Raw genomic sequence first — 19,900 nt, forward strand, 5'->3', positions numbered from 1 at the left:
CAAAGAGGAGGTTGCTGTACTGACTGCGCATTCACTGCCAGCAGCACAGCAACCTCCTCTTTTTGCATGTTAGCCCTGCTGTTCTTATGCGTGTCGGTAAAAGTTATCCAGCAGAATGGCCGCAGATATAGCCACGTTCAAACTCTCAGCCTGGCCCCGACCAGGAATGTGCAAACGCTGCGTAAGGCGCGCTTCCACTTCCGGTGTAAGCCCATGCGACTCGCTGCCCATGACCAGCACGCCGGCTGGTGCGAGCGTAAGGTGGTGCACGTTGTCGCCGTGCAAGTCGGCCCCGAAGACGGGCAAGTGAGCGGGCAGGGTAGCCAGCCACGCTGGTAAGTCGCGCTGCCAGACGGGTACCCGCGTAAACGACCCCATGGTGGCCGCTACGGTTTTAGGAGCCCAGGGGTCGGCGCAGGTTTCACTGAGCACTACGCCTGGCAGCCCGTACCAATCGGCGAGGCGGATGAGGGTGCCCAGGTTGCCCGGGTCGCGCACTTGGTCGAGGGCGAGTAGCAGACCGGGAGTGGCCGACTGCAGCGGCGTTTCGGCGGGCAGACGGGCAATGGCTAGGGCCGTATTGTTGGTAGTCAGGGTGCCAAGACCCGTTAATTCCTCTTCCGTGACGACATCAACCGGAATAGTAGGTAGCCCAACAGGTAATTTTGGCGCAAATTCTGCCGTTACCAGCACGCGTTCCGTTTGAAGTCCGGACCTTAGCAATTCCAACACGCTCTTTCCTCCCTCTACCAGGAAGGCGCCGTGCCGGAGCCGGTACTTTTTCAGGTGCAGCGCGTGTACGTATTTTGCTACTGCTTTTGAGACCATACGCTTCACTAAACAGACGCCCAACCGGGCCTCAGATGACAGATAAGAAAAGTGGCCGGGCCGCTACCGTTTGCCTCGGGCTACTGCTATTGGCGGTGCTGGCGGTGGGTTGTTCGCCCCTGCGCCTGCTCGGCCCCAACCAGTTGTTGCTAAGCAAGATTGAGTTGGAAGGCGTCAAGCAAGCCGATGCCGAACGGCTACAAGCGCTGTATCGGCAGAAGCCTAATAGCCGCTTTCCACTGCCAAAACTAACAATCTATCAGGTAGGGCGCCGCTTCTATAACCCGGGGCGCATTGAACGCAAGCTGGATTCCACCCGGGCCGAGTACAACCGGCGCATTCTGGCGGCCCGTCCCGACTCCGCCAAGGTAGGTAAGCTGCTCACCCGGCGCGAACGGCGGACGCGCCGCCTGCAGCTGGTGCTCGACAAAGGCAACGCCATTATGCGCCTGGGTGAGCCCCCCGTAATCTACGACACGGCCCTGACCCGGCAGACCAGCGAGCAGCTCGCCACGTTTTTAAAGTCCAAGGGCTTTTTCCGCAGCCACGTCAGCTATTCCGATACGCTGTCGGATGGCCGTTTCTGGCTGGGCCGCCTGTTTGGGGGCTCCGACAGTTTGCAACGGCGGCGCGTAATCGTCACGTACCGCATCACCGAAAACGCCCCCTTCCGCTATTCCCAGCTCGACTATGACATGGCCGATTCGGCGGTGGCAAAGCGGGTGCTGGCTTCGCAGCCCGCTTCGTTGTTGCACGTCGGCGACCAGTACGACGAAGAGCTAATTGGGCAGGAGCGCGGCCGCATTGAAATGCTGCTTAAAAACGACGGGTATTTCGATTTCCGCCAGCAGTACATCACCCTGGAAGCAGATACCAGCTTTGCCCCAACCACCGTTCGGCTCCGAACGATAGTAGCCAGCCCAGGTCCGGGCCTCCTGCATCCACGCTACACCATCCGGCGAGTGCGCTTCATTACCGATGCGGGCACAGTCCGTTTCGGGCAAAAGCGTGACACGCTGGTGCAGGATTCCACCATCTTTCTCGCTTTCCGGCACCGCATCAGCCCGCGGCTGCTCAACCGCAAAGTAGCTATCAACGCCGGCGACTACTACAGCCTGACTGCCACCCAAACCACCCAGCGCCAACTCAGCCAGCTCGATGTGTTTCGCTTTGCCAGCGTGAACTACGTGAAGGTGCGCCCGCAGCAGCTTAAAGACAGCCTAAACCGCCAGCTAGATGCCAACATTGCGGCCTCGCCCGCCAAGCGCTACCAGGAGACGGTGGAATTTGGTGGCACGTACGTGGCCGAGCGGCCGGGCCCGTTTGGCAACTTACGCCTGAAAGCGCGCAATCCTTTCGGGGGAGCCGAGGTGCTGGAACTGGGCTTGCGCGCTGGTTTTGAAGGCCAGTTCCGCCCCGAAGGCCAAGTTACGGATGGTGGTTCCCGCAGCGTACTCACCACTCAGCTTGGAGCCAACCTGAATTTGATACTGCCCCAGTTTATGGTGCCGTGGCGGACCAACCAGTTTCTAGTTCAGTACAACCCGCGCACCCGCTTCACGATAGGCTACAACTTTGTGAGCCGGCCCGAATATTCTCGCACCAACCTAGAGGGCACTTTCGACTATCTGTGGCAGCGTTCCGCTTACCACCAGTTCATCTTCACGCCGGTTGACTTGAGCTTGGTGAATACCCCATTTCTAGACAGTGCTTTCTTCCAACGGTTAGTAAGCCAATTTCCAAACCGTGAAGCGGCGGCATTCACCTTTGCTCGCCAATTCGTACCGGGCTTTGGCTTTACGTCGCTCTACAATTCCAATGATTTCAACGAAACCTTGGATGCGCGCTATCTGCGTCTCTTTGTAGAGATAGGGGGCGTTACACGGCCACTCTACCAAAAGGTGCTGGAAAAACAGAATATCCAGGTCACCGACTTTTACCGCCTGAATGCCGACTACCGCCGTTACCATAAGCTAGGCCCGAAGTCCTTTCTGGTGTACCGTTTCAATGGCGGTGTTGTGCAGCCGCTTCGGGCCAGTAGCAGCCAATTGCCCTACGATAAGTATTTCTTCGCGGGAGGCAGCACTAGCGTACGGGCCTGGCGACCCCGCCGATTAGGACCGGGCTCTTTCACATCATATGACAACCAGGGGATTCGCACGTTCAATACCGAACAGCCCGGTGAACTGTTGTTGGAAGGCAACGTGGAATACCGCTTCCCGCTATTCGGCTTCATCAATGGCGCACTATTCACTGATTTTGGTAACGTCTGGACACTTCGTCCTGATAACCGGGATGGTGCCCGCTTCAACGTAAACAGCTTCTATCGGGAATTCGCGATGGGTTCGGGCTTTGGTTTGCGCTTCGACTTTTCCTTCCTGATCCTGCGCCTCGATGTTGCCACGAAGGTGTATGATCCTACTGCTCCTGGTAGTAAGTGGGTTGTTCGCAACTTCAGCCTTTTCAATGGTCAGAACCAAACTGCTTTGAACCTGGGTATCGGGTACCCCTTCTAGTGAAGGAGTACGCGTATGCGTGTAAGGTTCCGCTCGCAAAAAAGGTGCGGTCAGAACCTTGCACGCATACGCGCACCATCGAAGCAGTTACCAGCCTAGCAGTTCGTCAAGCGCCGCGGCTACTTTGTCGGCATTGGGGAGCATCTGGCGCTCCAGATCCACGTTCAGGGCAATAGCGGGCAGGTTAGCGGCGCCTAGCGTGAAAACAGGAGCATCGAGCTGCTGAAAGCAGGTCCGCTGGATACGGCCGGCCAAGCTTTCGGCGAAGGAGTTCATGAGCGGCTCTTCAGTTAGCACTAGCACTTTGCCGTGGCGGCGGACAGCAGCTTCCACTGCTTCGTAATCGAGGGGGTTGAGGGTGCGCAGGTCCAGCACTTCCACTTGACCAGTAAACTGACGGCTGGCGGTTTTTGCCCAGTACACGCCCATGCCGTAGGTAACCACCACGCAGGTTTCGCCACTGGCCAGCTTCTGCGGATCGGCGGCTTGGGCTATGGCCGCTTTGCCAAGCGGAATAACATAGCCGGCAGCTGGCTCCACGGTTTTCGCGTCTTCAGTGCCTGGCACTTTGCTCCAATACAAGCCCTTGTGTTCCAGCATCACCACGGGATTGGGGTCGAGGAAGGCGGCCCGCATCAACCCTTTCATGTCGGCGGCATTACTAGGATATACCACCTTGATGCCCCGAATGGTGAGCAAAGTGCTTTCGATGGAGCCGGAATGATAGGGCCCGCCACCTCCGTACGCGCCGATAGGCACCCGAATCAGGCTTTGCACCGGAAACTGCCCATTGGACAAGTAGCATGACTTGCTGAGTTCCTCTACCAGTTGGTTGAGGCCCGGCCAGATGTAGTCGGCAAACTGGATTTCCACAATGGCTTTCGCTCCTACTGCGCTCATCCCGGCCGTGCTGCCCACAATGTAGGCTTCCTGAATGGGCGTGTTGAACACCCGCGCGTCGCCGTACTTTTTGGCCAGCAACGCCGCCTCCCGAAACACACCGCCTAATTCTCCCCCTACGTCTTGGCCGTAGAACAGCGCCTCCGGAAATTCGCGCAAAATATCGTCGATGGTATGCAAGGCCGCATCCACCATCAGGGCCTTTTCGGCACCGGCGGGAGTACGCTCCCCCGTTTCTTGCGTAACGGCGGGCGGCGCAAATTCGTGGTTGGCGAAGGTGGCTGGGTCGGGTGCGGGCGCGGCTAGGGCCCGCTGGTAATCGGCTTCCACAGTGGCGCGGGCTTCGGCGGCCAACTGAGCTAGTGCCGTTTCGGTGAAGCCCAGCGTCAGCATCTGCTGATGCAGGCGCGGCAGCGGGTCTTGCAGGTTGTGCTCCGCTAAGTTGTCGCCCCGGTACCATTCGCGCCGCACGCCGCTGGTATGGTGGCCCATCAGGGGGCACTTGGCGTGCACGAGCACCGGGCCGCGCCGCGCCCGCACGTGTTCAAACGCCACGGCCAACCCAGCGTAGCTGGCCTGGAAATCGGCGCCGTCTACCTGTAACCGATGCAGGCCTTTGAAACCAGCGGCAAACTCGTAAGCGTTCATCGTCCGCATTTCGCGGCCCGTAGCCGAGATACCCCAGTCGTTGTCCTGCACCAGATAGATGATGGGCAACTCGTGCAGCACGGCCATTTGCAGCGCCTCACTCACCTCGCCTTCCGTCATGGCCCCATCCCCAATGGAGCACACTACCACCGGCAGTGCGGCGGGGGCATCGGGTCCGGCATGGTGCGCTGTTGTTTGCTTCGGCGCAGCTCCCCGCTGACTCTCCAAGTATTTGATGCCGTGAGCCATACCGGTAGCGGGAATAGCCTGCATACCGGTGGCCGAGCTTTGGTGCGGGATGGTAGGGAAACCAGCCCGCCGCAAAGAAGGGTGGCTGTAGTAGGTTCGGCCGCCGCTGAAAGGGTCGTCGCGCTTGGCCATGAGTTGGAGCATCAACTCGTAGGGCTCCAGCCCCAGCCCAATCAGAAAAGCGTCGTCGCGGTAATAAGGGGCGGCGTAATCAATGGCTTGGAGGTGAAAAGCCGCCGCTAGTTGAATGGCTTCGTGGCCGCGGGCGGTGGCGTGCACATATTTCGCCGTTACGGCCTTTTTCTCCTCGAAGAGGTGGGCCATTTCGGCGGCCGTGTGCATCAGGCGGTAGGCCCGCTGCCAAGTAGCACGGTCGGGTTGGGTGGTAACGGAAGCGGGTTTCAGGGGTGGGGCTGATTCAGTGAACATGCGAGAGCAGTGGGTGGCGGGGGCGAAATTACACCTTCGGCAGGGACTTCGGTAGCGTAGCGGATAGGGCGTAGTAGCGGCGTTTTTTCGGAAACTCGAGCTTACTTGCCTCGTTTGCTCGGCCAGGTTGCTACCTAGCACTTCGCCACTTCTTTTACCTTCGCGCTATGCTTGAAGATCTTGTTATTAAGCCCGCCACCCCTGCCGATGTTCCGGCATTAGCCACTTTAATAAATAGTGCTTACCGGGGCGAACAGTCCACGCTGGGTTGGACCACCGAAGCTCATCTGCTCGACGGCCAGCGCACCGATACCACGGCTCTACTCGAGTTGTTGGCTGCTCCCAAGGCCACCATTCTGCTATGCACCACCCCCGACGGCCACCTTTGCGGCTCTGTTTACCTGGAGCTCCAAGAGCCTGCCTTGTACATGGGTATGCTTTCAGTGGCGCCTACTCAGCAAGCCCGCGGCATCGGTAAACGCTTGCTACAAGCCGCGGAGGCGCATGCCCGCCAGCATGCGTGCTCCCGCATGCGCATTACCGTCATTTCTGTTCGCGCCGAGCTTATTGCCTGGTACGAACGGCACGGCTACCGCCGTACCAACGAAACCGAGCCTTTCCCTACCGATACTCGCTTTGGCATACCACGGCAGCCGCTGGAGTTGCTGGTGATGGAAAAGGAGTTATCGTAAAAAGGCATTTGTTAATAGAAGCTACTTAGCCGCGTTCTACTTTCCCACATGGCACACACTGTCTTTCGCACATCTAGCCTTCCAACCTACAGTTGGCTTCAGCTCGGAGTATGCACTTTGCTGTTCTCTCTTTGTGCCGTTGCTAGCCAAGCTCAGCTGAAAGACGACCACTTGCTGCCTGCTAAGGGCCTGCTTGCTGGCGATCCACCTCAAGATACGTACTATCTCAAAGTGCAGGAAACACTATATGTCGGGCTTGACTTAGATCCTATTGCCCGCCTAGTGGTACTCCCGTCCTTCCAACCGGAATATGTTATTTCTATTGATCAGAAAGGCAATAAGTACTACTTGACTTACAACCAAGCCTCAAAATCAATCTGGTCAACTACCCAAGCGCAAAGCAGTTCAAAAGTAGAGGCACAGGCTAAGTCGGTTGAGATAAGCAAGGAAATGGCAACTACTGTCGGCATGCTATTCAACACCGCACTCGACCAAGTAAGATATCCTGAGCCAGTTATGCGAATTACCTCTGATGGTACCACCTACACCTTTATAGCCTCTCGGGCAGGCAATGGCGTACGCGCTGGCGAAACATGGTCGCCAGACATAAAAAGCAAGATGTCAACTTTAGTGGCTGTAGCAGAAAGTTTGAAGGAACGAGCGGCCACTCCCACCAATCAGCAGCTAGAGCAAGACCTGATTCAGCAAGCCAAGCAGTTGACTACTGAATTAAGAGTTGAAAAATGACTTGCGACCGTAGCCACTGAAAGTACAATACTGGCCGGCGCAACTGCAAAGGCCTTGAATCCTCAAATCCGTACCTTTACGCCCTACTTCACAGAACACACCCTTTCATTCGCTTGATTTCTTATAAGCTTCGCTTGCCATTGAAGTCTGCGGCCCTTTCTCTCATGCTTACTCCTTTCCCTTCTGCAACTCCTGCTCCTACTTTCCGCGCCAGCGTGGAAGCATGGCTACGGGCGTTTCAGGATTGGCTTTGCCAGCAACTAGAAACTACCGATGGCACAGGCCGCTTCCAAGAAGACGCTTGGCAGCACCACAGCGGCGGGGGTGGCCGCTCACGCATCCTGACGGGCGGCACGATCATCGAGAAAGGTGGAGTGAATTTTTCGGCGGTATCAGGCAACATGACCGAACAGGCCGCTCGTGTACTGCTTATGCCCACCACCGAGTACTTTGCTACCGGCGTATCGGTGGTGCAGCATCCACGCAGCCCGATGGTGCCCATCTCCCACATGAACGTGCGCTACTTCGAGGCCGGCAACGGCGAAGCCTGGTTCGGTGGGGGCTTGGATCTGACTCCAATCTATGTGGATGAAGCGCAAGCCCGGTGGTTTCACCAGCAAATTGCCGAAGTCTGTGCGCAGCACGGCCCCACCTATTACGCACGGTTCAAGCAGTGGGCCGACGACTACTTTTACATAACGCATCGGCAGGAAACACGCGGCATCGGTGGCATCTTTTTCGACCGCCTGACGGTGGGCAAAGATGGCGACCGGGAAGCCTTGTTTGCTTTCATCCGGGCGGTGGGCGAGGTATTTGGGCGCACCTACACGGAACTGATGCGCCAGAATGCCGCCCTTCCCTATACCGAACGGCAAAAGCAATGGCAACTGGTGCGCCGGGGGCGCTATGCCGAGTTCAACCTGGCCATTGACCGGGGCACGCGCTTCGGCCTCGAAACCGGCGGCCGCACCGAAAGCATCCTGATGAGTTTGCCACCGCAGGCAGAGTGGCACTATAATTTCTCTATTGAACCAAACTCGCCCGAAGCCGCCACTCAGCAATGGCTACGCAAAGGAGTTGAGTGGCTCACTGAAACACCCTTTTCCGCTTGATCGAGCAGTTACAAGCCCTGGACCGCTGGCTAGTAGTGGCCGCTAACAGCCACCGCACGCCCAAGCTGGATGCGCTGATGATATTCTTCACGGAGCGCGAAGTGTGGTTTCCGGCCTACTTCGTGCTGCTGGTGCTGCTGAGCTACCTCTACAAGCGCCGGGCCTTGCTGGTGGTGCCTCTATTGGGACTAAGCGTAGGCTTGGCCGACTTAATATCGAGTAGGTTCTTTAAGCCATACTTCGCCCGCCTGCGGCCCTGCCACGACCCCGAACTGTCGGCCACCCTCAACCTGATTCATGGCTGCGGGGGGCAATTCGGCTTTCTTTCATCGCATGCGGCCAATGCGTTTGCCTTCGCCATCTTCGTAAACCTGGTGCTGCCCCGGCAGTACCGGGTAGCCAAGTGGCTGCTCTTGGTGTGGGCGGTGTTGGTCAGCTACAGCCGCATCTATCTAGCGGCCCACTTCGCCTCCGATGTGCTGGCTGGGGCCACGCTCGGTACTCTGACGGCCTTGCTGAGCGCCACTATCTACAAGCGCCTCACCACTCCGGATTTCTCGCCAAGAATTTCCTAGCTAGGCGCTTACCTAAGGCGTAAACGCTAACAACCAACAAGCAGAAGGCCCCTACCAAGTAACTTGGTAGGGGCCTTCTGCTTGTGGGAGCGTATTATTTAGCTGGCTTCCGGCTACCCGTGTGGCCGTCTCCCCGGTCGCCTTGTCCGGGCTTGCTCGTAATCTTAGAGTTGTGCTGGTCGTCCTGCGACAACGAGCGGTGCAGGTCAACCTCGCTGGTGAAGCGGCCTTGGGCATTGCGGCGCACGTAGCGCTTGTCGCCGGGAGTGGGTTCGATTAGTTCGCGTTTGGACTTAGACATGGCCGATACACTTGTAAGAGCTTATAGATCTTACTGATACGCAATGCCAAGCCGAGGGTTAGGCTATTTGCCCAGCAGTTTTGCCACGTATTTGCCCACAATGTCGAACTCCAGATTCACTTGGTGCCCAGGCCGCAGGTCTTGGAAGGTGGTGTGCTCGTAGGTATACGGAATGATGGCCACAGAAAAGCCATCATCAGTGGAGTTGAAGCAAGTAAGGCTCGTACCGTTTATGCAGATAGACCCTTTTTCGACGGTTACGCGGCCAGGGCCGGGCGCATGCCGAAAGCGGTAGACCCAGGAACCGTTTTGGTCTTCTACCGTTTCGCATTCGGCCGTTAGGTCAACGTGGCCTTGCACGATGTGGCCGTCAAAGCGGCCGTTAGCCGACAAGCAACGCTCTAGGTTTACGCGACGGCCAGGTTGCCAATGAGCCAGATTGGTCTTTTGCAGGGTCTCGTCGATGGCCGTGACAACGTGCGTTCCGGCTGCGGCGTCCACGGCTACTACCGTTAGGCACACGCCGTCGTGGGCCACGCTTTGGTCGATGCGCAGTTCTGCCGCAAAAGGCGAGGCTACAGTGAAGTGAATATTAGTGTCGGCGCGGCGCACATCCTGGATGGTGCCTAGTGTTTCGATGATGCCAGTAAACATGAATGCGAATTCTAATCGTTGGTTGTTCATTTCCAGCGCCTCTTCAATAGGCACTAGGGAGAGAACTAGAAACCAGCAACAAACAGCTGGCGCTTTGTTCTACTTTCCGCGCCCCTCAATGATAATTTTGAGGGTGTACAATAAGACCCGGAAGTCCATGGCCAAGCTCATATTCTCGATGTACAGAATATCGAACTTGAGGCGTTCTACCATCTGGGTCACGGTTTCGGCATAGCCGTATTTCACTTGCCCGAGGCTGGTGAGACCTGGCCGGACGCGGTGCAGATGGCGGTAATGAGGGGCAATTTTCACAATCTGGTCGATGAAAAACTGGCGCTCTGGGCGGGGACCCACAATGCTCATATCGCCGCGGATAACGTTCCAGAACTGCGGGAGTTCGTCGAGGCGAACTTTACGCATGAAGCGCCCCCAGGGCGTGATGCGGGGGTCGTGGTCGGAGCTAAGTGAGGGGCCTTGCTTTTCCGCATCAGTGTACATCGAGCGGAACTTGTAGATGCGGAATGGGTGCCCAAACCGCCCAATACGCTCCTGCGAGTAGAACACCGGCCCCGGCGACGACAGTTTCACCATGGCGGCCGTGAAAGCATACACTGGCCAGGCCAGCAGCAAGAAGAGCGAGGAAGCCACCACATCAATCACCCGCTTCAACACGCGCTGCCACAGCGGCAGCAGGTCCTGCTTGATTTCGATGAGGGGCGTGCCGAAAATGTGGCTCACTTTCACCGAGCCCAGCAACATCTGGTAGAGGTCCGGCAATACGCTAATCCGGGCGGGGGTGCCTTCCAGCAACGTCAGAATCTCTTCTACCACCCGGTGCTCCGAGGGCTCAATGGCAATTACAATCTGCTCAATTTTCAGGGCCCGGACCAGCGCGGGCAGCCGGCGATACGAGCCACGGGTAGGTAACTCGGCAGCCAGGCCAGCATCCACGGTGTCACCGACGGGGGCAAACCCAACCAGTTTGAGGCCCAGGTGCCGGCTGTTGCGGCGCAGTTCAAAGCAGGTTTCGAGGGCTAGGGCATTAGAGCCCACCAGTAGCGTGTTGAAGAAGATGGTGCCGTTGCGAACCAGATGCTGCACGCTACTCACAGCCATTGTTCGGAACACGGCCGAAATGGTAAAGTGCAGCAGGAAATACGCCGTAATGGTTTTGTAGTATAGCTGATAGTTGCTGACCCCTTGGTCGTCAAGCAGAAATGCAAAGAAGATAATCAACGCGCCGAGCACCGATACGCGCCCGAGCCGGATAATTTCCCCGAGACGCGACTTACGGAAAATGTCCCGATACTCGCCAATAAGCGCATACAGAGCCGTCCAGAAGAAGGCAATCATCAGGGCTGAGCCTGTTAGGTAGAATAAAGCCCCTTCGGTAAAGCGGTAGCCTTCGTTTATTTCACTCAGTAGGTGTTTGCGCAGTAGAAAGAAACACACCCATGCTAAAAGGGCCGCCCCAAAGTCGGCGGCAATTAGCTTTAGTCGTTGCAAGGTGCGGATCAAGGGCCGAAACAATCGGGCCGGCCTAAAGCCGGCGAGTGGGATTATGAGGGCGAATAGGTAGCTTCGCACCGAAACAAATGCCTTCACGGGCACTAAAGGGCCCGTTTTGGGTAGGTCAAAGGTAGGGCAATAAACCGAAATCCGGGAAAACCGTGCCAATCAAAAGCGCTGCCCCACGCCCAACTGGAACTGCTTCTCCTGCATGCACGCCGATACCTACCGACACCGCGGCCAGCGCCGCACCCTCGTAGACGAGCTGCGCCGCAAAGGAATCCGCGACGAGCGGGTACTAACGGCGCTGCTAGCCGTACCGCGTCATGCCTTTTTCGAAACCGCATTTCAGGCCCACGCATACCAAGACAAAGCGTTTCCCATTGGCGAAGGCCAAACTATTTCGCAGCCGTACACTGTAGCCTACCAAACGGCGCTGCTGGGTCTAGAGGCGCACCACAAGGTGCTGGAAGTTGGCACTGGGTCGGGCTACCAGTGTTGCGTGCTGCTGGAGCTTACGCCCCACGTCTTCAGCATCGAATACCAACCCGTGCTGTTCGAGCGCACGCGGCGGCGGCTGGCGCATCTTAACCGCACAGCCGCTCACCTATTCTGCGGCGACGGTTCCGTGGGCCTACCCGAACACGCACCCTTCGACCGGATTCTAGTCACGGCGGGCTCTCCCACGCTACCCCGGCCTCTACTCCGGCAGCTGCGCGTAGGTGGGTGCTTGGTTATTCCGGTGGGCAACGCTCAGGCGCAGCGCATGGTACGGGTGACGCGGGTAAGCGAAGAGGAGTTCACGCGCGAAGAATTCGAGCAATTTCGCTTTGTGCCACTGCTGGGGCGGGCGGGTTGGGCCAGCTAAGCGGAGGTTGCCACGAAAGCATGAGCGAAGTGCTATAATTAGAGAGCGGCACCACTGCTTCAGCCCACTAGGTCAACGATGCTATATTGTTCGGTGCGCCGGCCTAGAGCGCCTCGTATCTACCGCCTCAGAACCTATCTTTGCAGCATACTTTTCTTTTGAGAATTTCTTCGCATGATGCGCAAACAAAGGCCCGTAAAGGACTCGTTCGTTATAATGACTGAGTTGGTTCTACCGAACGACACCAACACGCTTAACAACCTAATGGGCGGCCGCATGATGCATCTCATGGACATTGCTGCCGCTATTGCTGCTCAAAAGCATTCCAACCGCATCGTCGTTACGGCTTCCGTCGACAACGTATCGTTCCGCGACGCCATTCGGCTCGGGAGCGTCGTGACTTTACAGGCTCAAGTAACGCGGGCTTTCAGCTCGAGCATGGAGGTTCATATTGATGTGTGGGCCGAGGATATTCCGAGCGGCACCAAGATGAAAACCAACGAGGCCTTTTTCACTTTCGTAGCCGTCGACCAGTCGGGCCGCCCGATTGACGTGCCAGAGGCCGTACCGGAAACCCCCGAAGAAGTACAGCTCTACGAAGGGGCCCTCCGCCGCCGGCAGCTGCGGCTAGTGCTCGGGGGACGCATGAAGCCCACAGAAGCCACCGAGCTACGGGCACTTTTTGAAATGGAATAAGCCAGAGGCACTACGGCTGCCTTACCCAGCGCCATACCAGTGGCGCTGGTGTTTGCCACCACACACTTACCGCTAGCACTTCTCAATTAGACGGTTTCTCTGCTACTCATTGCACCATGGCAACTACCGATTCGCTGGCTTTCTTTCAAAACTTTTACACGGATGTGTCGCTGTACGTAGTGGCGGAACCGGGGCCTGCCTCACAGGTTTCCGACGTGCCAGCAGCCTCATCAGTGGCCGCTACGGCTCCGGCTCCGGTGGTGGCGGTGGTGCCACTAGTTCCAGTCGCAGTACTCGTGCCTACACCCGCTTTGGTTGCATCGGTTCCGCCTCCCGCAGAGAAGCCGCCGGTGCCTAGCATAGCAGCCGCCACACCAGCCGCAATGCCCAGCAAGCTGCCTTCCTTGGCTAGCTTGCCTCTCACCCCACTACCACCTACTCCCCCCCCACCAGTTGTGGTGCCGGCCGCGGCCACCCCTGAGCCAGCCCAGCTTTTCTCTGTGCCAACCTTGGCGGAGCTACCCGCCGCACCGGCTGCGCCGGACTCGCAGCCGGGCCGGGTGCAACCCTCACCTACTCAGTCGCCGGTGGCGCACATTCCGTTTGCCACTCTTGGCAGCAACCCCAACGGGTTGCTGATTTTGGTGCGCCTACCGGCCGATGAGTTCCGCAAGCTGCCCCGCAACGTGTTCCTCAACAATATTCTGAAAGCCATCCGCCTCGTGATGGAAGATGTAGTGCTGGTGAATGTGGAGCACGATAAGTTTCCGGTGGCCTTGTGCACTCTCCGCAAAACGCTTGCAGCCAAGCAGTTCCTGGCTTTCGGCAAAAACCTGCTCGACGTGGCCGTTTACACCACCCAGCCCTACGAGCCCGTGCTCCTCTACGGCGACACTGCATTCCTGGGCGCCAGCGAAATCAAGATGCTGGAATATGACGCGGGCCGTAAAAAGCAGCTCTGGCACGCCATGCAGCGAATGTTTCTCTAGGCCTGGCGCTGAAATGGAAGAACTAGTGCCGCAAAACGGGCACTACCTTCTTCTATGTTGCGAAGAAGCCGGCCGTAGATCAGCAAGTAGAAGCGCTTGGGTGTACCAAAAGACGGTTCTGCTTTCTGCCTTGTATGGAGCAGAGTGAATACACCTCATAGTATTGTAAAATTCAGATAGTTATTTGCATATTTAGGAAGCTGGTGATTTCCCTCATTCCACTTTCTAACTCGTATGCAACAAGAAAGAACCTCTGCAATGTCTCCTACCAGTGGGTATCATCTGGTAGATGGAATCTCGATGTTGCATCAGCAAGAGCAGGACTACAATCCCTGGTTTGAAGAACAATACAGCGCTACGGCTGAGCCATGGAATTATAGTCGGCGAGGTGGCGAGTTGTTTCGCCATGCGCATACTATCGAGCTATTGCGTCGCTTTTGTCCTCACCCTTCGTCCTTGCTCGAACTAGGCTGTAGCCAAGGTCTGATGACCGCCCAGCTTGTTCCTTTCACCAAAGAGCTATTTGCCTCCGACGTGTCGCCTAGTGCGGTGAAAATCTGTAAGCGGAAATGCGATCCGCTGGCGGCCCAGCACAACTGCTCGATGCACTACTACGTGACGACTACGCCCGGCCTCCCCTTTGCTGACGATAGTTTCGAGGTAGTTACCCTCTGCGACGGAATGATTGGGTGGTGGTTCAGTGAAGAACAGAAACAAGCTGCGCTCAAAGACACGTACCGGGTGTTGCGCAAGGGAGGCTACGTCATGTTCACTGACTACGCCACTCCCGACGTATTTGACAGCTACATCCAGCTTATCCAAAACAGTGAGCTGTCAGTAGTTTCCGTCAGCTACTTATACGATAGGCCTTGGTATCTGCTTGAGTCTGTGGTTAAAAAGCTGCCGGGCAAAGCCCTGCTCAGCCCAATTGTAGCCAGCCCGAAGGTTGCTAAACTACTCCATAAGGCTGGGGGTATGGTCGGCACCGCAGCGGCCCGGCACATCCTCATCATAGCTCGCAAAGAGTAAACACTATTCTGGACAACCAAGCAACGCCCCAGCTGCACCAAACGCTGCTCCATAAAAAAGCCGAGCCTATACAGGCTCGGCTTTTTTATGTCTGCTGCTAAATCTTACTTCAACACAGAAGCTAGTTTAGCTTCCAGGGCTTCCCCACGCAGGTTTTTGCCGATAATGCGGCCTTGCGGATCAAGTAAAATAGAAGCTGGAATGGACTTGATGCTGTAAGTCTGACCAGCGGCGCTTTCCCAGCCCTTCAGATCGGAAACGTGCTTCCACACCAGGCCATCAGCCTGAATGGCCTTCAGCCATTTTTCGCGGTCCTGGTCGAAGCTAACGCCATAGATTTCAAAGCCTTTGCCTTTGAACTTGTTGTAGGCTTTCACCACGTTAGGGTTTTCGCGGCGGCACGGCCCGCACCACGAGGCCCAGAAGTCGATTAGCACGTACTTGCCCCGCAGGCTGCTCAGCGCTACGGGCTTGCCATCCGGAGCGGCCAAGCTGATTTCGGGGGCTTGTACGCCAACTGCCGTAGAGCGCATCGGCTCCAGCTTGGCCACCAAGGCCTTGGTATAGCGCGATTCGGGCTGCGTGGTTTTGAAAATGGTCGTCATCGAATCCGCGAAGGCAAATTGCTCGTCAGGGTTGATGAGGTTGGCTACTGCAAACCCCGAGACCACCGAGCCAGGGTTCTGCCGCACCAAGCCTTTAACACCTTCAGTGCTGCGAGCTTGCAGCGCATAAAACTGTTTTTCCAGCACCTGCATCGAGTCGGAGCGGCCGGCTTGCGCATTTTGGTTGTAGCGCTGCTCCAAACGGCCCATCTGCGTCTTCGACTGCGTCATGGTACGGCTCAGCTGCTGCAATACTTCCGAATCTTTGGAGCCCTTTACGGTGTAGCTGTCGCTTAGCTTTTGTGCGTCGCCGGTCAGGGACAGGCTACTGCCGTTGGCTAGTGCTACCAGCACCTGATTTTGGTCGTTTACCTTCACTTGGTACAAGCCGGCTTCTGGCACGGTGCCCGTGAACTTGAACTCCCCTTTGTCGTCAACCGCAGCCGTATCGCGCGAGATAAACTGGGTGTCACCTAGCTCCGCAAGATATACCTTGGCGCCAGCTGGCGCATTAGTTAGTTGGCCCGTAATCTGGTAGCCGGTACCAGATGTGGCCGAGCCAGTGGTGGGCGGCGTGGCTTTATTACAGGCATTGGCCATTCCTAGCACCGCACCAATCAACAGGAAGCTTTTCATTTTGTGCATCATCTCAGACGAAAAAACCAGCAGGAAGCCAGCAAACTCAGGGGGCAAAGATCGACGTTTCGTGCCGCAAGTTGTCTATTTAAGCGCGAATGCAAAAATACCTGCCTCCTACCCATCGTTTACGTGGTCTGCTACTGAAAACCTAAAAGTTCACCCTTAGTTCCTAGAGCAGCTACAACTGCTTTTCTAAGGGTAGCAAAGGCCCGCTTCTCGAAAGTAAATCTGGGTTGTAAGAAGCCAGGCGCGCCTCAGGATACGGAGGCACGCTTCAGGGGCAGCCATGCGCCGCTCTAGCTTTTCTCTTTTCGCTCACGCTAGAGAGGTGGCGGTAGCCAGACTCTTACACAAGCAAAAAGCACAGGCTACAAACGTAACTTGTGCTTTTTGCTTGTGTAAGAGCTATGGTAGATCAGCCTTCCAACTTCTGGCGTAGCAGTTGGTTGGCCATTTTGGGGTCGGCCTTACCGCCCGTTAGCTTCATCAACTCGCCCATAAACATGCCCGTCAACGACTTCTTACCCGCGCGGTACTCGGCTACCTTGGCGGGGTTGGCGTCCAGCACCTGCTGAATCATAGCTTCCAAAGCACTGCTGTCCGACTGTTGCAGTAAGCCCTGGGCTTCGGCGGCGGCGGCGGCCGTTTGCGCGGGGTGGTCGAGCAGGTACGGGAAGAGCTGCTTGCTGGCTACGGAGTGGCTGACCTTGTTGTCATCGATAAGCTGAATGATATCGGCCAGATGCTGCGCGGTCAGCGGAAACTCCGCCATGGTAAGGGCGCGCTCGTTCAGGAACGACTTCACGGCACCTTGTACCCAGTTGGCCGCGGCTTTGGCGTTCGGAGTCAGGCGGGTCAGTTCATCGAAGAACAAGGCCACGTCCTTCTCCACCGTTAGCACCGAGGCATCGTAGTCAGACAAGCCTAGCTCACCGGTGAAGCGCGTATACAACTGCTGGGGCAAGGCCGGTAGCTCCGCCTGCACGCGGTGCAGCCAGGCATCATCAATAACAACGGGCGGCAAATCGGGCTCCGGGAAGTAACGGTAGTCGTTCATCGTTTCCTTGCTGCGCTGGCCACCGGTGGTGCCGGTAGCGGCATCAAAGCCCCGGGTTTCGCTGTCGATAACTTCGCCGCGCTCCAGCATTTCAATCTGGCGCTCGATTTCGTACTCGATGGCCCGCTGCACGTTGCGGAACGAGTTCATGTTCTTCACTTCCACCTTGGTGCCGAACTTATCGGCCCCTTTCAGCATCACCGACACGTTGGCGTCGCAGCGGAGCGAGCCTTCCTCCATGTTGCCGTCGCAGATTTCCAGGTACTCCACCAGCTTCTTAATCTCGGTGAGGTACACGTACGCTTCCTCAGAAGTCCGGATATCGGGCTCCGACACAATTTCGATGAGTGGCACGCCGGCGCGGTTCAGATCCACGAGGGTTTCCACTTCGCCAGCTAAGTGCATGCTCTTGCCAGCGTCTTCCTCCATGTGAATGCGCGTCACGCCGATTTGCTTGGTCGAGCCGTCGGAGAGGCGCACTTCCACGTGCCCTTCGTAGCAGATAGGCGTTTTGTCTTGGGTGATTTGGTAGCCCTTCGGCAGGTCGGGATAGAAGTAGTTTTTGCGCGCAAACAGGTTGTCGCGGCGGATGTGGCAATTAGTAGCCAACCCCATTTTCATGGCGTACTCCACGGCCGTGCGGTTCACGCGGGGCAGCGTGCCGGGGTGGCCCAAGGTAATGACGCTCAGATTGTTGTTGGGCATGGCGCCGTACTCATTCTCATCCGAAGAGTACATTTTGCTGTGCGTGAGCAACTGCGCGTGCACTTCGAGGCCGATAACGGGCTGGTATTTGGCTTTGATGCTTTCGTCCATACGTAGTAAGTAAGCGGGTAGGCCGCCGGGGCCGCAAGTTAAAACTATCTATCCGAGAAAAAGTATCCCGCTCAAAGCAGCAAAAGACCTTTCCACACCGCAGCAGATGGTGGCTTCACCCCTGGCTTGACGTAGAAAGGTCTTTTTCACTGCTCTGCACAGCTCGGACAACGGAGTAGCTCCTGCGCGTTATTCCTAGTCGTTGAATACGGGGATGTACGTAGCCTGGAAGTTGTTGCCGGCTTGGTTGTAGGCCGTGGACAGCTTCTGGTTCTGTGTGTTATAGAGGTTGATAAAGCCGTTGAACTTGTCGGCGTCGGCTTTCGTGAAGCTGTCTTTGCGCTCCAGCAGCACCTTCATTTGGGTAGCTTGGTTGGCCGCAAAAGCCGCGTAGAATTTCACTAGGTTGCGGGCCGCGTCGCGGTAGTGGGCGTCTTTGCCCCGGAAGGGCGTAATAGCGCTCAAGCTTGCTACCGCCTTGTTGGTGTCTTCAATTAGCTGCAACCGAGCCTGTTCGAACGCTACTACATTCTGCGAACTTAAGGCATCGGTAAGGCGGGCATTGGCCTTTTCCACCAGAAACTGCGCCAGATACACTTTGTGCTGGTAGCTGTTCACCTCCGCCACCTGCCGCATGTAGTTGGCGAGGCGCTTGCCTTCCGGGTCTTCCGAAATAGTCATTTTGTGGCGCCGGGCAAACCGGTTTTGCGCAGCATCCACGCTGTCGTTGACCACTTGGAGCTTGGCTTCCGCAATTTCCTGAAGCTGGAAGTACTGCTCCATATTTTCGATGGTTGCCGTGCGGGTAGCAGCCATCAAGTCCACCGCCTTGTAGTCCTCGGAGTACACTTTCAACAACTGGTAGAAGGCCTCGGTGGTTTGCTCCTTGAAGCCTTTGTCGTCCTCGAAAGCGGGCATCTTGGCTACTTTATTCAGCGAAGCCTCGGTTTGCTTGATTAGGTCGAGGCGCTTGGCGTCGATTTTCTTCTCGTTGTCGGAGTGGGCTGATTTGCTGATGTAGCGCAGGTTCTTCTTCAGCATGGCCCGCTGTTCGGCCACAATAGCATTGTTGTAAGCGCCGGGGTCGGTGAACACCTGGGCGGAGGCAGAGAGGGATAAGCCGGCCGCTAACACCGCCGTAGCAAGAGTAAAAAAACGCATAATGAAAAGAAAGAAGGGTAGTTAGTTGATTGAAAAAGTGACGGGCAACGTGAACAATACATCCGTTACTTCCCCATCAAGCCGAGCGGGTTTCCAGCCTTTGAGGCTGTTCACTACCCGCAAGGCTTCCTGGTCGAGCAAGGGACTGACGCTTTTTCTGACGCAGGCATCCTGCACCACTCCCTTACTGCTCACCACAAAATCAATCAACACTTTCCCTTCTTCCTCGTTGCGTAGTGCCTCTTTGGGGTATTCGGTGTTGCTCTGGATGGCTCTGAGCAGAGTAAGCAGCCCACCCGGGTAGTCGGGAAACTGCAAATAATCAAAGTAGCCAACTGGTTTGCCATCCGGGGCAAAGCACTCGGCTTTCACTTGCTTGCCCTGTTGGTATTCTTCCCGGCGCCGTAGGGTGCCGTCAGGGTAATAGGTTAGGAGCTGGCCGTGCCGCTGGTTGTTGGCGTAGTGCTCCGTGGCCTGCACCCGCCCATTTTCAAACCAGCGGGTCTGGGTGCCGTGCAGTTCGTTTTTCCGCAACAGCAGATACGGTATCTCCTCTTGTTTCTGCCCGCTGGCATAATACCGAACGATGGCCGCGGCCCCATCCGTACCGCGCACCGTATCGGTACGCGACTTCAGCCCATTGCCAAAATCAATGTCACTATGGTTGCCGGGCTGTGCTTTGAAATACGCAGTAATAGATTGGGCATTGGCTGCCGGTACTGGCACAAGCACCTCGCCGGCCAGTATATATAAAAGCAGGAAATATCTGTTCACACAATTGCTTATTACGCTACCATATTTAAAGCAAATGTAATGGACAATTTATATAATATCTGAATATTTAACTATTTTATTTCCTCCTCTAAAGTCAAGAGCGCCG

General features: G+C 56.6%; 18 protein-coding genes. 9 read left to right on the forward strand and 9 right to left on the reverse strand.

Features of this window, described 5'->3' with window-relative positions:
• Positions 1 to 84 precede the first annotated feature (84 nt).
• Positions 85 to 828: a TrmH family RNA methyltransferase gene (locus MTX78_RS11590; protein WP_243794016.1), complete on the reverse strand. Its 744-nt coding sequence runs from the start codon at positions 826 to 828 to the stop codon at positions 85 to 87.
• Positions 829 to 863: 35 nt separating this feature from the next.
• On the opposite strand from MTX78_RS11590, the gene tamL reads away from it, so the two are divergent.
• A complete protein-coding gene (gene tamL, locus MTX78_RS11595) occupies positions 864 to 3,344 on the forward strand; it encodes a translocation and assembly module lipoprotein TamL (protein WP_243794018.1) in 2,481 nt (826 codons plus the stop codon).
• Positions 3,345 to 3,431: 87 nt separating this feature from the next.
• On the opposite strand, the gene MTX78_RS11600 is transcribed toward tamL, so the two are convergent.
• Complete coding sequence (locus MTX78_RS11600) at positions 3,432 to 5,570, reverse strand: alpha-ketoacid dehydrogenase subunit alpha/beta (RefSeq protein ID WP_243794019.1); 2,139 nt, start codon at positions 5,568 to 5,570, stop codon at positions 3,432 to 3,434.
• A gap of 167 nt (positions 5,571 to 5,737) precedes the next feature.
• Between MTX78_RS11600 and MTX78_RS11605 the strand changes: the two genes are divergently transcribed.
• The 4 genes from MTX78_RS11605 (at position 5,738) to MTX78_RS11620 (ending at position 8,696) form a co-directional block, all read left to right on the forward strand.
• Positions 5,738 to 6,262: a GNAT family N-acetyltransferase gene (locus tag MTX78_RS11605; protein ID WP_243794020.1), complete on the forward strand. Its 525-nt coding sequence runs from the start codon at positions 5,738 to 5,740 to the stop codon at positions 6,260 to 6,262.
• A gap of 48 nt (positions 6,263 to 6,310) precedes the next feature.
• Positions 6,311 to 7,009, forward strand: a complete 699-nt coding sequence (locus MTX78_RS11610) for a hypothetical protein (RefSeq protein ID WP_243794021.1) — start codon at positions 6,311 to 6,313, stop codon at positions 7,007 to 7,009.
• A 164-nt stretch (positions 7,010 to 7,173) separates the two neighbouring features.
• Positions 7,174 to 8,121, forward strand: a complete 948-nt coding sequence (gene hemF, locus MTX78_RS11615; RefSeq protein ID WP_243794022.1) for an oxygen-dependent coproporphyrinogen oxidase — start codon at positions 7,174 to 7,176, stop codon at positions 8,119 to 8,121.
• Entirely contained in the window at positions 8,118 to 8,696 is a 579-nt protein-coding gene (locus tag MTX78_RS11620; RefSeq protein ID WP_243794023.1) for a phosphatase PAP2 family protein, read from the forward strand. Before hemF ends, MTX78_RS11620 begins: the two co-directional genes overlap by 4 nt.
• A gap of 94 nt (positions 8,697 to 8,790) precedes the next feature.
• Here MTX78_RS11620 and MTX78_RS11625 read toward each other — a convergent pair whose 3' ends face one another.
• The 3 genes from MTX78_RS11625 to MTX78_RS11635 form a co-directional block, all read right to left on the reverse strand.
• Entirely contained in the window at positions 8,791 to 8,997 is a 207-nt protein-coding gene (locus tag MTX78_RS11625) for a hypothetical protein (protein WP_243794024.1), read from the reverse strand.
• Positions 8,998 to 9,060: 63 nt separating this feature from the next.
• Positions 9,061 to 9,651 (reverse strand): riboflavin synthase, encoded by a 591-nt coding sequence (locus MTX78_RS11630; RefSeq protein ID WP_243802871.1) that lies wholly within the window; start codon positions 9,649 to 9,651, stop codon positions 9,061 to 9,063.
• 99 nt (positions 9,652 to 9,750) lie between these two features.
• The gene (locus tag MTX78_RS11635) at positions 9,751 to 11,169 is read right to left on the reverse strand and encodes a sugar transferase (protein ID WP_243794025.1); all 1,419 of its coding nucleotides are present in this window, start codon (positions 11,167 to 11,169) and stop codon (positions 9,751 to 9,753) included.
• Between the two features lie 202 nt (positions 11,170 to 11,371).
• Between MTX78_RS11635 and MTX78_RS11640 the strand changes: the two genes are divergently transcribed.
• The 4 genes from MTX78_RS11640 to MTX78_RS11655 all read left to right on the forward strand — a co-directional run bounded on the left by MTX78_RS11640 (position 11,372) and on the right by MTX78_RS11655 (position 14,742).
• Positions 11,372 to 12,028, forward strand: coding sequence for a protein-L-isoaspartate(D-aspartate) O-methyltransferase (locus MTX78_RS11640; RefSeq protein ID WP_243794027.1), 657 nt, complete (start codon positions 11,372 to 11,374; stop codon positions 12,026 to 12,028).
• A 177-nt stretch (positions 12,029 to 12,205) separates the two neighbouring features.
• Positions 12,206 to 12,724, forward strand: coding sequence for an acyl-CoA thioesterase (locus MTX78_RS11645; protein ID WP_394805614.1), 519 nt, complete (start codon positions 12,206 to 12,208; stop codon positions 12,722 to 12,724).
• Between the two features lie 116 nt (positions 12,725 to 12,840).
• Positions 12,841 to 13,713 (forward strand): hypothetical protein, encoded by an 873-nt coding sequence (locus MTX78_RS11650; RefSeq protein ID WP_243794032.1) that lies wholly within the window; start codon positions 12,841 to 12,843, stop codon positions 13,711 to 13,713.
• Positions 13,714 to 13,971: 258 nt separating this feature from the next.
• Positions 13,972 to 14,742 (forward strand): class I SAM-dependent methyltransferase, encoded by a 771-nt coding sequence (locus MTX78_RS11655; protein WP_243794034.1) that lies wholly within the window; start codon positions 13,972 to 13,974, stop codon positions 14,740 to 14,742.
• A gap of 104 nt (positions 14,743 to 14,846) precedes the next feature.
• Here the strand turns inward: MTX78_RS11655 and MTX78_RS11660 are convergent, their stop codons facing one another.
• The 4 genes from MTX78_RS11660 to MTX78_RS11675 all read right to left on the reverse strand — a co-directional run bounded on the left by MTX78_RS11660 (position 14,847) and on the right by MTX78_RS11675 (position 19,794).
• Complete coding sequence (locus MTX78_RS11660) at positions 14,847 to 15,983, reverse strand: redoxin domain-containing protein (protein WP_243794036.1); 1,137 nt, start codon at positions 15,981 to 15,983, stop codon at positions 14,847 to 14,849.
• 418 nt (positions 15,984 to 16,401) lie between these two features.
• Complete coding sequence (gatB, locus tag MTX78_RS11665; RefSeq protein WP_243794038.1) at positions 16,402 to 17,859, reverse strand: Asp-tRNA(Asn)/Glu-tRNA(Gln) amidotransferase subunit GatB; 1,458 nt, start codon at positions 17,857 to 17,859, stop codon at positions 16,402 to 16,404.
• Between the two features lie 195 nt (positions 17,860 to 18,054).
• The gene (locus MTX78_RS11670) at positions 18,055 to 19,020 is read right to left on the reverse strand and encodes an LIC11966 family surface protein (RefSeq protein ID WP_243794039.1); all 966 of its coding nucleotides are present in this window, start codon (positions 19,018 to 19,020) and stop codon (positions 18,055 to 18,057) included.
• Between the two features lie 21 nt (positions 19,021 to 19,041).
• Positions 19,042 to 19,794, reverse strand: a complete 753-nt coding sequence (locus MTX78_RS11675; protein WP_243794041.1) for an energy transducer TonB — start codon at positions 19,792 to 19,794, stop codon at positions 19,042 to 19,044.
• Positions 19,795 to 19,900 lie beyond the last annotated feature (106 nt).

It is taken from the genome of Hymenobacter tibetensis (genome assembly GCF_022827545.1).
GTDB lineage: Bacteria > Bacteroidota > Bacteroidia > Cytophagales > Hymenobacteraceae > Hymenobacter > Hymenobacter tibetensis.

Excerpts from the sequence above, each read along its gene's own strand:
- MTX78_RS11590 (WP_243794016.1), bottom strand. The coding sequence starts at position 828 with ATGGTCTCAAAAGCAGTAGCAAAATACGTACACGCGCTGCACCTGAAA.
- tamL (WP_243794018.1), top strand. The coding sequence starts at position 864 with ATGACAGATAAGAAAAGTGGCCGGGCCGCTACCGTTTGCCTCGGGCTA.
- MTX78_RS11600 (WP_243794019.1), bottom strand. The coding sequence starts at position 5,570 with ATGTTCACTGAATCAGCCCCACCCCTGAAACCCGCTTCCGTTACCACC.
- MTX78_RS11605 (WP_243794020.1), top strand. The coding sequence starts at position 5,738 with ATGCTTGAAGATCTTGTTATTAAGCCCGCCACCCCTGCCGATGTTCCG.
- MTX78_RS11610 (WP_243794021.1), top strand. The coding sequence starts at position 6,311 with ATGGCACACACTGTCTTTCGCACATCTAGCCTTCCAACCTACAGTTGG.
- hemF (WP_243794022.1), top strand. The coding sequence starts at position 7,174 with ATGCTTACTCCTTTCCCTTCTGCAACTCCTGCTCCTACTTTCCGCGCC.
- MTX78_RS11625 (WP_243794024.1), bottom strand. The coding sequence starts at position 8,997 with ATGTCTAAGTCCAAACGCGAACTAATCGAACCCACTCCCGGCGACAAG.
- MTX78_RS11630 (WP_243802871.1), bottom strand. The coding sequence starts at position 9,651 with ATGTTTACTGGCATCATCGAAACACTAGGCACCATCCAGGATGTGCGC.
- MTX78_RS11640 (WP_243794027.1), top strand. The coding sequence starts at position 11,372 with ATGCACGCCGATACCTACCGACACCGCGGCCAGCGCCGCACCCTCGTA.
- MTX78_RS11645 (WP_394805614.1), top strand. The coding sequence starts at position 12,206 with ATGCGCAAACAAAGGCCCGTAAAGGACTCGTTCGTTATAATGACTGAG.
- MTX78_RS11650 (WP_243794032.1), top strand. The coding sequence starts at position 12,841 with ATGGCAACTACCGATTCGCTGGCTTTCTTTCAAAACTTTTACACGGAT.
- MTX78_RS11655 (WP_243794034.1), top strand. The coding sequence starts at position 13,972 with ATGTCTCCTACCAGTGGGTATCATCTGGTAGATGGAATCTCGATGTTG.
- MTX78_RS11660 (WP_243794036.1), bottom strand. The coding sequence starts at position 15,983 with ATGAAAAGCTTCCTGTTGATTGGTGCGGTGCTAGGAATGGCCAATGCC.
- gatB (WP_243794038.1), bottom strand. The coding sequence starts at position 17,859 with ATGGACGAAAGCATCAAAGCCAAATACCAGCCCGTTATCGGCCTCGAA.
- MTX78_RS11670 (WP_243794039.1), bottom strand. The coding sequence starts at position 19,020 with ATGCGTTTTTTTACTCTTGCTACGGCGGTGTTAGCGGCCGGCTTATCC.